Source organism: Pseudoalteromonas sp. S558, assembly GCF_005886635.1.
In the GTDB taxonomy this organism is placed as follows: Bacteria; Pseudomonadota; Gammaproteobacteria; order Enterobacterales; family Alteromonadaceae; genus Pseudoalteromonas; species Pseudoalteromonas aliena.
On record NZ_PNDU01000214.1, the window covers coordinates 14,665 to 27,382 of the forward strand.

The following is a 12,718-nucleotide window of genomic DNA, read 5'->3' on the forward strand; positions in this document are numbered from 1 at the left end:
ATGATGAAAGGTGAATTAACTAAAGTGCCAGAGCCAAGTAGCAACGATATGAAATTAAAAGAAAAAGTTGTTAATTTTTCTCACAAGCTAAATTTTAGCGGTGGCAGTGACAGAAGCGTTGCAACTATTGCGCTTTTAGCGACACTGGTGGCGGCAACAATTGTACTGATTTTATGGACTTCAGCTAAAAATTACGTGCCCCTTTACGGAAATCAAGAAAGTTACGATAAAGCGAATATTCTTGAAATTTTAGATAAAGAGCAAATTACATTTCGTATTGATACCGATAGCGGAAATATTTTAGTACCACAAGAAAAATTAGCTGATGCAAGAATCACCTTAGCAGCACGTGGTATTAAAGCGTCTATGCCAGAGGGCATGGAAAGTATCAGCGATAAAGTATCAATGGGAACGAGCCAATTTATTGAGTCTATGCAGTATCAACATGCCTTAGAGGGTGAGTTAGCACGCACTATTATTAATATGCAAGGCATCCGAAATGCGCGAGTGCACTTGGCTGTGCCAAAACGGAGTCTTTTTGTTGGTCGTACAGAGCAAAAAACCGCAGCATCGGTGATGGTTGATTTAGCGCCAGGGCACGAATTAAAACCAGAGCAAGTTGAGGCAATCATTGCATTAACGATAGGTAGCGTGCCAGGTTTAAACCCTAAGTCAGTTTCAGTAGTGGATCAGCGCGGTAAATTATTAAGCGGTGATTTATTTGATAACACGCCGGTAGGTAAAGAGACGGATAAAAAATTAGCGTTTGTAGGCAAGGTTGAGCGCAATATTGAACAAAGAGCTTCAATCATGTTATTGCCGATATTAGGTGAAGGTAACTTTAGGATTCAAGTATCTACCGATGTTGATTTTAGCGTTGTAGAAGAAACGAAAGAACTTGTCGACCCGCAAAATGTTTTAACGCAAGAGTTTGTTAAATCAGATACCACATTAGATCAACTTGCTGCGGGTATCCCGGGATCACTTGCAAATGAACCGCCTGTACCAAATGAACAAGGTGGTGATGAAAATAATGAGCGCACCTCAGAGCGAAGTGAAAGTAACAGACAGTTTGAAAATGGGCGTTCTGTTACACACACTCAATTTGAAGTTGGGCGAATTAAATCAATGAGTTTGTCTGTACTTATTAATGAAGGTGCGTCACTTTCAGATGAAGGTTGGACCGATGAGCGCCTTGCATCTTTAGGTGAAATGGTTAAAAAAGCAACTGGTTACAACGATGTTCGAGGCGATCAATTTAATATTACTAGCTTTGCCTTTGTGCAAGAAAAAGTACTCGCACCTGGTGAGGGCCTCGAATGGTGGCAAATGCCAGAACTTAGAGAATATGCGCGTTATATTTTTGGCACATTGATCAGTATTTTACTTATTTTATTTGGTGTACGTCCGTTGGTTAATCATTTAATCAAAGGAAAGAGTAATTCTGAGTTGTTAGCTACAACGCAAGATTCAAACACAGCAAAATCTAATCACGATGTGAGAGATAGACATATTACTCCACTGGATGATGCTATTAGTGCTAATGCAAAAGCTGATGGCATGGGTTCTAAAGATAAAAATTCAGACCCATCATCTATTTCATTGCCTCAAATAGGTAACGATTTTGAAGAGCAAATTGCGCATATGCAGCTTTTAGCGAGCAGAGAGACTGAACGAGTAACATCGGTTATTAAGTACTGGGTAGAACAAGGGGTTGAAATTGAATCAAGAAAAGCTTGAGAAAGTAACACCATTACCAGCATTAGATAGAGCTGCTATTTTACTGCTAAGTATGGGTGAAGAAAATGCCGCGAGTGTTATTCGCAAGCTAGGGCGTCGTGAAGTTCAAGTTATTTCAGAGAAAATGGCTAAAATTTCTAATGTGACTCAAAAAGATGTGGCTTCTACGTTGAGCGAATTTTTTGATTGCTATAGAAATGAAAGTGGCGTTAATGGCGCATCTAGAGTTTATTTAGAGCGCGCATTAGATAAAGCTGTTGGTCGTAAACTCGCTAAAACGATGCTTGATGATATTTACGGCGGTGCAATGAACGATGATTTACGCCGGTTAGAATGGATCCCACCTGAGTTAATTGTTCGCTTTCTTGAACAAGAGCATGTACAGATGCAAGCTTTGTTTTTAGCGTTTCTTCCGCCAGAGCAAGCATCAGCGATCATTGCATTATTTCCTGAATCGAAACATGACGATTTACTTTACAGAATCGCAAGCTTGCGAGAAGTCAGTGAACATGTGATAGATGATGTTCGACTAACATTAGAAGCATGTATCGAGTTTGTGGGTCGTCAAGTTGGCGCTCAAGTAAATGGTGTTGATAAGGCTGTTGAAATAATTAATCGTTATAACGGTAATAAGAGTCAAATTATCGAGATGATGAAAAAACAAAACAGTAATGTTGCCGATGAAATACAAGAAAAAATGTACGACTTTGATGGCTTAGCTAAACAAACGGATGAAACACTCACTCAATTGTTAAATGATATTCCTGATGAGTTATGGACAATGTCTTTAAAAGGTGCCGATAGAGACTTGGTTGACCGTGTACTTGGCGCTTTACCAAAAAGACTCGCCCAAGTATATCAACAACAAATTGACGGTTTAACTTCGCAGCCTGTTAGTAAAGTTAAAGCCGCCAGAAAAGAAATAATGTCTATTGTGAGAGATATGACCAAACGAGGCGAAATAGAATACCGCTTGTATCAAGAAGAAACAGCGGGATAATTATGAGCCAAGTATTTCGGTTTCCAACGCTCAATAAAGTAGAGCAGCATCAAACACTCCAAGAGCGTCTTGATGCTGCTCAGCGCATTGGTTGGCAAAGTGGTTATGAAAAAGGGCTTGAGCAAGGAGCAATTGATAAGCAAATTGCTTTGGAGCAAGAAATAGACTCACGAGTTGAAACGCTATTAAATGCACGGTTGGAATCTGAAAAACAACATTTAATTGACCATTTCAATGTGATTTTTGAAAAAACGAATAATGAGTTATCTACTCTTTCTACTGATTTAAAGAGTGACATTACACTAATTATAACCAAATTAGCTGAATTTGTTATTGATGGTGAACTCAAAGCAAGGCCCGAAATAAGAACACAATTGATCGAAAAAGCAATTGAATTACTTTCTGATAGAGACGTTGTAACAAAAATTGTTTTCTCTTCTGAAGATAAAAAATGGTTAGATTCTGATATTTTAAGTAACTTTGCTATCCCCGTTAATTTTGATGATGAACTTATTTCAGGTGATGTTGAATTAATTGCTGAACAACAAACACATAGCTTTTCTTTTTCTCAGCGTTTGCAGGAATTACTTGATGAAATTACTCCCCAAATCCTAAGAAATGATAGCGATGAATAGCGATTTACATACTCGACTTCAGTCAGCTTTAGATTCACTTTCTCCACCTCCTTTAATTAAAAGTTACGGCCGTCTTATTAGAGTTAATGGTTTGACATTAACCGCTACTGGCGGCCAGTTTGCTATTGGCGAAAAGTACCAAGTTGAGAGTGTGGATGGAGTTTGGTATGACGTAGAAGTTATCGGCTTTAATCAAGCTGAAGCCTATTTGATGCCTTTAAAAAAGGCACAAAACTTATGCTCCGGTGGGCGAGTTCGCCCCGCTGCAAAGGTATCTACAGTCGCTATTTCTGAAAAGCTACTTGGCCGAGTGGTTGATGCTCAAATGCAGCCAATTGATAACTTAGGCGATTTAGATAAAGACGATACTGTTAATTTATCAAAATTACCAAAAGATTACTCACTAACGCCCTTAGAGCGTAAGGGGGTAACCGAGCCTTTAGATGTTGGCATAAGAGCAATAAACAGCTTGTTTAGTGTTGGAAAAGGCCAGCGTTTAGGTTTATTTGCAGGCTCCGGCGTTGGTAAAAGTAAGCTTTTAGGTATGATGACACGTTATACATCAGCTGATGTTGTTATTGTTAGTTTAGTTGGTGAGCGTGGTTGGGAAGTTAAAGAATTTATTGAACAAAGTTTAGGTAAAGAAGGCTTAAAAAAAGCGATTGTTATTGCCTCCCCAGCTGACGATTCGCCATTGTTGCGTATTAAAGCCGCAGAACTGAGCCATCGACTTGCCGCCTTTTTTAGAGATCAAAATTTAAATGTTCTGCTGTTAATGGATTCTTTAACCCGGTATGCGCAGGCTCAACGTGAAATTGGTTTATCAGTCGGTGAGTTACCCGCGTCAAAAGGATATCCACCTTCGGTATTTAGCAAGCTTACACAACTTGTTGAAAGCTCTGGTAATAGCGAAAAAAGCAAAGGATCAATGACGGCTATTTATACCGTGCTTGCAGAAGGGGATGATCAACAAGATCCTATCGCTGATAATGCCCGCGCAATTCTCGACGGCCATATAGTGCTTGATCGAACGCTTGCTGAAAAAGGGCATTATCCTGCAATAAATATTGGAGCGTCTATTAGCCGTGTAATGCCTAATATTGTTACACCAGAACAACTTGACTACTGCTATAAATTAAAAAAATTATACAGTCGATATATGCAAGTGCACGAACTAATTCCACTTGGGGCTTATCAGGCAGGTAAAGATCCAGAGCTTGATAGTGCGGTTGCATTGTATCCTGAAATTGAATCGTTTTTATGCCAAGGCCTGAATGAAAAGTTCGACTTTGCGCAATCGGCAAAGCAGTTAAATGACGTTATGGGTAAGTTGAATGTTAAATAAGTTTTTAGTAATTCAAAAAAATAAATTAGATGTTATGTTAGCTAAACAAGCCCAGTTACAGCTAAAAAGTTTAGAAGAGCAACAGCGTTTAGCCCAATTACAATTGCATATTGATAGTATGGATAAAAGTAGCCAAATGAGATCTGCGTTAAGCTTGCAAAACTTATCAGGAATGAAAGGCATTTTAAGTGGGCTATCAAATCAGCAAATAGAAAGATTTAAAGACTCTCAACAAGATGAGAAAAGGCAGCAGCAAGCTTGCTTAAAGCAAATGAGCTTTACTAAAGGTATTGAAGGTATTGTTAGTAACCGTGTATTAACCAAACAAGATTATGCTAACAAACAAGAAGAAAAAAACTTAGATGAAATGATAAGCCAAGCATATGTTCGCAAGCTTTATAAATAAACCTACCAAATTAATACCTTTAATTGAATAAGTATTAACGTGAACTGTCCTGTTCAATTAACAGGACTCAATCCAACCTGCAACGAACTAACTTATTAAAAAACTTAGCTAACTCCTAGGGTAATCCTCCCGAAAAACACTGCATTAAAACTTAAATCCTCGATGTAAGGCCACAATACCACCAGTCATATTCTGGTAAGTCGTTTGTTCAAAACCGACTCCTTCCATCATGCTTTTGAGCACTTCTTGTTCAGGGTGCATGCGGATAGACTCGGCCAAATATTGGTAGCTATCAGCATCATTAACCACAAGTTGACCAATTTTAGGCAGTATATGAAATGAATAAGCGTCATAAGCTTTGTTGAGCAACTTATTTGTTGGCTTAGAAAACTCTAATACCAGCAAACGCCCTCCCGGTTTAAGCACTCGATACATGGAAGCGAGAGCCTTTTCTTTGTCGGTTACATTACGTAAACCAAGGGCAATAGTAATAATATCAAAGGTGTTATTAGAAAAGGGCAGTTCTTCTGCATTAGCTTGCACATAATCTACGTTACCTACCACGCCTAAATCGCGCAATTTATCACGGCCTACTTTGAGCATAGCATCGTTTATATCCGCTAAAACAACCTGACCAGCGTCACCTACAATACGTGAAAATTTAACCGTTAAATCCCCCGTCCCACCTGCTAAATCAAGCACTTTATGACCTGCACGCACACCACTGCAATCAATCGTGTAGCGTTTCCATAAACGGTGGATTCCCATAGACATCAAGTCATTCATGATATCGTATTTAGCTGCAACCGACTGAAATACCTCTTTTACCATCTTCTCTTTTTGGGATTTATCAACAGTCTTAAAACCAAAGTGGGTTTGTTCTTGATTGTTTTGTTCAGCTGTTTGTGGGTTGTTACTCATGGTCATGACTTATTTTTCCTAAGTAAAATGCTAATACAATGAAGACTTTGTTTTCTCTACCAGATAATCGTAGAGTGTTTGATTATAGTTATGGGACACTCTATATAAAGCTCTAAACAGAGATTCCTTCTGGTTAATCTTCTTTTATGTTTTTCGTAAGCTTATGACTTAATGAAGTAATATCACTAAAATTTTTAATTTTAGCAATGACTTTATTATCTTTGATTAAGATCAATGTAGGTAAATCTGTAACGTTATATTTATAAAAAAGACTATTACTTTTATCTATATCTATAGGATGCTCGATAGAATATTTTTTCGGTATTCTAATAAGTCTTTATCTCCTGTCCATAATCTAGATACGATACCAAACCATGAATATTTGGGATGCATGTAATAAAGTTGATTTACATTTTTTTGAGCAATAGTACATGCATCTGAGACGTTAGGCTGTAGTGGCCGACTATCTTTGAGATACCAATCACACCATGTTGCAGTGAAAAATAAGATGTGGATTTTTCCATCGTCAGTATTAATTGATATATCGGGTTCATTTTCAATTAGGATATTTGAATCAATGGCAACACTATATTTTTGTTGAGATAATAAACTAAGCTTATTATCTAGAGGCTGATCAGCCTCATTTCCTTGATGTATTAAATTCATATTTTCATCAAAAATAAGGTGATACGGGGTACCAACAAGTCTAAATTTTTTCGCTAAATCTCCACTATTATCAATTGCCACAGGCATTGTTAAGTTAAACTCTTTAATAGTGTTATTTACAGCTTCCAGATCATCATTGATACCTAGGTTAATAGCGATGATTTCAATTTTGTCGCCATAAATTTTTTGTATATGCTCAAGGTGAGGCATTTGTTTTTGGCAAGGTCGGCACCATGTCGCCCAAAATTTCAAATATACAGGTTTTTGGCCCTTATAATCTGCCAAGCTAACGGTCTTCCCCGAAATTAAATGAATTGGAGCGTTTAATAATTCATAGGGTAAATTACTTGCGTATGTATGATTGGAACATACAAGCAATAAAAAAAGAGAAACTTTAGAGTAAATATTTCTTAAATTCATAAAACTATAACCCCTTTGGGTATTTGATTGTGGGTTAGCCTAACCATTTATTTATTGCACCTAATTCATTTTGCAAACAATGAAACTTTTAAAGCTAGATAGCCTTCTTTTGGTCCCATAATCATCCACAACATCAAAATCCCACCAGGTAATAAAATTACTATTAATAAGGGCCCTAAAATGTAAGAATAAAAAGTAATAAATGGAATAAACAAAATATAACCAATGAGCTGTTTGATGAAATCCATAAGATATCTTATTTAAATTGAACGTGCTCACAATGTAATTGAGCGCAGTCACTTTGTCAAGAGTATGCTCTTTCCCACATCTAATTAAAAATAACCAGCTGAAATATATGAATAAAAAAACGCAAACCTATAATAAAATCCTCTCATCTGCTTGGCTTTTGTTTTTAGAACAAGGTTACGCTGATACTTCGACGAGAGAAATTGCAAAGGCTGCTAATGTGGCTGTTGGAACTGTTTTTAGTCATTTCGAAGGAAAGATAGACTTATTAAAAGCAGGTATGTATGAAAAAATTAAAACTATTATTAGTCAGGCTAGCTTAACAGATCGCCAACATGAACCTCACCTTAAATTATCTCATTATGCTCTGCCCTTATTTGAATTTTATTGTAGTAATAGCGAATTCAGTAAAATATTGATTAGCGATATAATTTGGCAAAAAGATTTTTTTGAACAACAAATAGGCGAGTTTGAAAAGCGTTTATTCAATGAGCAGCCTGAGTTTGATGATTTAAAAGCAGGCGTGATGTTAGATTGTTATTTCATGACATTAATCTTTGGCTTAAATGAGCAAGTTCCAGAGCCAGAAAAAATGTTGCACCAACTAACTAAAAAAATATCTATTCTTTAGCCGTAATGCGCACTTTGGCCGCCTTTATGGACTTGCGGACCTTAAAGGTTTTTGGCAGGTTGGTGATCTTCTCACAATTTTATAGACACTAAGCTTATCTTTGAATGTAACCTTTCATACTCATTCATTTTTTGTTTGGCCGAGTAATGTGTTTCGTCCGCTTAGGGTTGTTTCCAGACGATCAGACAATTCTGTGTGTGTCCGGTTATCGCTCATATCGGTCTGTCAGATAAAATCTAAACCGGTAGTGTTTAGAAATCTGTGTCATTTCAGTATTATTAAGAAAACAGTGTTAACACCAAGCGACTTTGTCGTATCTTAATTACCAAGCGATTCTGTCGTAATCGCTAATTACCAAGGGAATTTGTCGGTCACTTTTTTACGTGTCTGTTAGTGTTTTGTTTTTTGGAATACTAATAAGGCATGTTGAGGATGATTGTGATGGATTCAAAAGCTCAACTCACTGTTGATATTATTGCTAAAGTAGCAGAAAACAGAATAACAATTGGCAATGCAGCAAAGTTACTTAACAAGTCACGACGTACAATTGAACGCTACGTCAAACAATATCAGCAAGTCGGTATTCAATTTGCTATTGAATGGTAATCGTGGCAAAGCCCCGCCAAATAAAACACCAGTATCAATTAAAAAAGCCGTGCAAACTCTGATTAAAGAAAAGTATTTCGACTTGAATCTGCTTCACTTAGCTGAGCAATTAGCAATCAATGAAAACATCGTAGTTAAGCGCGAGACCCTACGAAGTTGGGCGCATGATATCCACCATGTTAAACGCGCTAAACGAAGACGTAGTAATGTTCGCAAACGCAGAGAGCGCATGGAAGCTCCGGGATTAATGATGCAAATGTATGGCAGCCCTCATCGTTGGTTTGGTGATAAAAAGCACTGTTTAGTTATCATAATTGACGATGCGACTAGTGAAGTATACGCCGAGTTCTTTCCTTCAGAAACGACCGTAGGTTGTTTGAAGGTAATGCGAGAATGTATTGAAACCCAAGGTGTGTTTAAAACGCTTTATGTAGACAGAGCTGGTATATTCGGCGGGCCAAAGCGTTGCAACTTCTCTCAAATGCAACGCGCCTGTGAAGAATTAGGTATCGAAATAATCTTTGCTAATTCACCACAAGGTAAGGGGCGTGTTGAGCGTGCGTTTGATACCTTCCAAGACCGACTTGTGCCGGAGCTTAGGTTAAATAATATCAATGATATTGCTGGGGCTAATGCTTACCTTAAACATGTCTTTATTCCTCAATACTGGCAAACTAAAATACAAGTGAAATCGAAACAACGCTCTGAGTTCACGCCATTATCAATACACACCAACCTAGACGATATCTGTGTCATCAAAGATCACCGTAAAATACGTAATGATCATACCTTCAGCTATGACAACAAGTTTTACTTGATTGATTCACCGCTCAAATACTCGATTGGCAATCAAAAAGTAGAAATTAGAAAAACGAGCAAGAAAGAGTTTACTGCTCACTTCGCTGGACGACAGCTTAAAATATCAGAGGTAAACGAACCAAGTAAACTTGCATCAGAAGACTTGGCTGTACAGAAAAAGCTTGAAGTATTAGCGCTAATTGAGGAACTTGGAAGTGTCAGTGCAGCCTCACGTCAAAGTGGCGTATCGCGAGATACTATTCACCGTCACCTAAAGCTGGTTAAGCAAGGAGGGCCTGATGCTTTAAAACGTCAAGAGACTCCAAACCTGCGACATAAAAATTGTGTAGATATGGCAATTGAAAAAGCTATGATTGAGTTCTCAATCGAACATCCTCACCTCGGTCAGCAGAAAGTCGCCATGAAGCTGGCAGAGGCACTTGGTATTGATATCAGCTCAAATGGTGTGCGTAGTGTATGGCTAAGAAACAATATGAATACCACTGCACTGAGAGTTGATAAATCACAATCCTTGAAAAAATCAGCATGAGCCATAGCCAGTTGAGGTACTGGCTGTTATGCTATTTACGACAAAGTTGCTCGGTAATTAGACCGACAGTATCCCTTGGTAATCACACTACTACAATAAAAGCTGAGCGCTCTAACAACCGTTCTTATTTTATTGTTACACTATCTGCAAAGTAATTTAGAGTAAATAGCTGTGCTGCCGGTTCAAGACATATATCAACAACTTGTTACTACATTACAAAGTAACCCTGTTACATTATTACAAGCACCACCTGGTGCGGGTAAGTCTACGTGGTTGCCGCTGCAGCTTATGCGCGATGGGCACTTTAAACGTATTGTAATGTTAGAACCTCGCCGATTGGCTGCGCGTAATATTGCCAGTTATTTAGCAAAGTGCCAAAACGAGAGCGTTGGGCAAAGTGTGGGCCTACGCATTCGCGGTGAGAGCAAAGTAAGCAGTAATACGCGCCTTGAAATAGTGACCGAAGGCATGCTGACACGCATGCTACAAAACGACCCAGAATTAAGCGATATTGATTTACTGATATTTGATGAATTTCATGAGCGCTCAATTGCCGCCGACACTTCACTGGCGTTTGCACTAGAGACCCAAAGCGCATTGCGTGAAGATTTAACCATCATGCTTATGTCGGCAACGCTTGATAGTGAGCGTTACACTGCGTTTTTTGATTGCCCTGTCATTCAATCAAATGGTCGCAGCTACCCAATAGATGAAGTATATATGCCCATAAAAGATGAAAGCCGCTGGCTTGATGCAATTCCTGGAATAATAAAACAAGCGCTTGATGAGCAAACCGGCAGTGCATTAATATTTTTACCTGGGCAGTTTGAGATACTACGTGTACAACAAGCACTCACTGATTTGCCCAATAACTGCACGGTGGCAACGCTATTTGGCGAGCAAGATAAAGCTAATCAGCAAGCTGCTATTGCCCCCGCGCCAGAGGGCATACGCAAAGTAGTGCTTACTACTAATGTGGCCGAAACCAGTTTAACTATTGAAGGCATACGCATTGTAATTGACAGCGGTAAACGCCGTGCAGCGACCTTTAATTTAAAAACAGGGGTTACTGAGCTCACAACACAAAGTATATCGCGCTCGTCTGCTGTACAGCGTGCAGGACGTGCAGGGAGAATAGAGCCGGGCATTGTTTATCGAATTGGCTCAAAGCAAACCTTTGAGCGGCGCAATAGCCACGACAACCCCGAAATACTAACATCAGACATAAGCCAACTCATGCTTGAGGCAAAGCAGTGGGGGGCCAGTATTGATGAATTGACTTTGCTCGATAAACCCACTGAGCAGCAATGCGTACAGGCAAGCAATTTACTTAACATGCTTGAGGCGATTGACTGCAAAGGCAAGCTCACCGCGCTTGGCAGTAAAATGTTAGGTTTTGGCGCTGATATCCGCTTAGCGCATATGTTAATAAAAGCACAAATGCTGGATAAGCAACTCCCTGGTATTTATCGTCTTGCTATATATTTAGTCGCATTATTAGAGAGTCGAGTAAACAGCGCTAATGAGTTGAGTTTGGCACTTCATAGCCAACAGCAACGGCCGCATCCGGTATTTAAGCAGCAGTTAAAGTATTGGCAAAGCCGTTTAAAGGTAAAATATGAAAACAGCGAATTAAATACGCATTATATTAGTTTGCTAGTGGCACTCGCGTATCCCGATCGCATTGCTAAAAAACGCGGTAATGGTTATCTACTTGCCAATGGTGCAGGCGCTGAGCTGAACAACGATTACTGGCACAACGACGACTACCTAGCTATCGCCACAATGGGCGGGCACAAAGGCGGACGTATTTTTGCCGCCACCGCGCTCAACCCCACTGAGTTACAGCAATATTTACCGCATTTATTTAGCACGCTTACCCGCTGCGAATTTGACGAAAAAACTGCACGTTTTATTCATCAAGATGAAGTGAAGCTCGGTGCAATTGTGCTTTCAAGCCAACCAAGTAAACAAAAACTAGATAAGAGTGAACGTGCAAAAGCATGGCTTAATTTATTTTCAAAGCAGGGGTTTTCACTGTTTAATGAACAACAAGAAAGTGAGCAGTTACTTACTCGAATGAGCTTGGCAAGTAAGTTTATGCCCAATGATTTTGTGCAGATAACAGAGCAACAACTGATTGACAATGCAGAGCAGTGGCTAGGCGTATTTTTAGAAGATATTAAAACCTTAGATCAACTTAAAAAGTTTAATTACTTTGAAGCGCTGCAAAATTGTTTTGATTGGCAACAGCAATCGCGATTGAAACAATTATTACCCTTGCGCTTAACCGTACCGAGTGGTTCAAATATTAAAATAATATACCAGCTCGACGGTCCAGCAAAACTCAGTGTGCGCATGCAAGAAGTGTACGGTTTAACCAATACGCCGATACTAGCTAATGGCAAATTGCCGTTACTTATGGAGTTATTATCGCCGGGTAAACGCTCACTGCAACTTACCCAAGACTTAGCGCACTTTTGGGCTAGCAGTTACCGTGATGTGCAAAAAGAAATGAAAGGTCGCTATCCTAAGCACTTTTGGCCAGATGACCCTGCAAATAGTGTGGCAACCAACAGGGTAAAAAGTAAAATGTGAGTGTTATTTACTTAACGTTAATTGTTTTATTATCAAGCATATTAAGATAACCTGAACTCTGGATAATAAATCTATCTCGAGCAGCTATTATCAGCGCTAACTGCGTTGAATTTACTTGCAATAGGCTAGCTATTGACGCGTAAATTCGCCTTGTTT

10 protein-coding genes and 1 pseudogene are annotated in these 12,718 nt (G+C 38.9%); 8 read left to right on the forward strand and 3 right to left on the reverse strand.

All coding sequences use genetic code 11. The features are described 5' to 3' along the window. The 5 genes from fliF to CWB66_RS14610 are packed head-to-tail and all read left to right on the forward strand — an operon-like array spanning position 1 to position 5,126. Entirely contained in the window at positions 1 to 1,740 is a 1,740-nt protein-coding gene (gene fliF / locus CWB66_RS14590) for a flagellar basal-body MS-ring/collar protein FliF (RefSeq protein ID WP_252371767.1), read from the forward strand. Then, entirely contained in the window at positions 1,721 to 2,740 is a 1,020-nt protein-coding gene (locus CWB66_RS14595) for a FliG C-terminal domain-containing protein (RefSeq protein ID WP_077538704.1), read from the forward strand. The genes fliF and CWB66_RS14595 overlap by 20 nt, the downstream gene beginning before the upstream one ends. 2 nt (positions 2,741 to 2,742) lie before the next feature. Beyond that, positions 2,743 to 3,375, forward strand: coding sequence for a FliH/SctL family protein (locus CWB66_RS14600; protein WP_138585934.1), 633 nt, complete (start codon positions 2,743 to 2,745; stop codon positions 3,373 to 3,375). Further along, positions 3,368 to 4,720 (forward strand): FliI/YscN family ATPase, encoded by a 1,353-nt coding sequence (locus CWB66_RS14605; protein WP_138585935.1) that lies wholly within the window; start codon positions 3,368 to 3,370, stop codon positions 4,718 to 4,720. The genes CWB66_RS14600 and CWB66_RS14605 overlap by 8 nt, the downstream gene beginning before the upstream one ends. After that, complete coding sequence (locus tag CWB66_RS14610; RefSeq protein ID WP_077538698.1) at positions 4,710 to 5,126, forward strand: hypothetical protein; 417 nt, start codon at positions 4,710 to 4,712, stop codon at positions 5,124 to 5,126. Before CWB66_RS14605 ends, CWB66_RS14610 begins: the two co-directional genes overlap by 11 nt. 144 nt (positions 5,127 to 5,270) lie before the next feature. On the opposite strand, the gene ubiE is transcribed toward CWB66_RS14610, so the two are convergent. The 3 genes from ubiE to CWB66_RS14630 form a co-directional block, all read right to left on the reverse strand. Beyond that, complete coding sequence (gene ubiE / locus CWB66_RS14615; RefSeq protein WP_138585941.1) at positions 5,271 to 6,047, reverse strand: bifunctional demethylmenaquinone methyltransferase/2-methoxy-6-polyprenyl-1,4-benzoquinol methylase UbiE; 777 nt, start codon at positions 6,045 to 6,047, stop codon at positions 5,271 to 5,273. Between the two features lie 291 nt (positions 6,048 to 6,338). Further along, a complete protein-coding gene (locus CWB66_RS14625; RefSeq protein WP_138585936.1) occupies positions 6,339 to 7,133 on the reverse strand; it encodes a TlpA disulfide reductase family protein in 795 nt (264 codons plus the stop codon). A 65-nt stretch (positions 7,134 to 7,198) separates the two neighbouring features. Beyond that, complete coding sequence (locus CWB66_RS14630) at positions 7,199 to 7,381, reverse strand: hypothetical protein (RefSeq protein WP_138585937.1); 183 nt, start codon at positions 7,379 to 7,381, stop codon at positions 7,199 to 7,201. A gap of 107 nt (positions 7,382 to 7,488) precedes the next feature. On the opposite strand from CWB66_RS14630, the gene CWB66_RS14635 reads away from it, so the two are divergent. The 3 genes and pseudogenes from CWB66_RS14635 (at position 7,489) to hrpB (ending at position 12,562) form a co-directional block, all read left to right on the forward strand. Continuing rightward, the gene (locus CWB66_RS14635; RefSeq protein WP_138585938.1) at positions 7,489 to 8,010 is read left to right on the forward strand and encodes a TetR/AcrR family transcriptional regulator; all 522 of its coding nucleotides are present in this window, start codon (positions 7,489 to 7,491) and stop codon (positions 8,008 to 8,010) included. Between the two features lie 432 nt (positions 8,011 to 8,442). Continuing rightward, positions 8,443 to 9,964, forward strand: a pseudogene (locus CWB66_RS14640) (ISNCY family transposase). 171 nt (positions 9,965 to 10,135) lie between these two features. Then, positions 10,136 to 12,562, forward strand: a complete 2,427-nt coding sequence (hrpB, locus tag CWB66_RS14645) for an ATP-dependent helicase HrpB (RefSeq protein ID WP_138585939.1) — start codon at positions 10,136 to 10,138, stop codon at positions 12,560 to 12,562. Positions 12,563 to 12,718 lie beyond the last annotated feature (156 nt).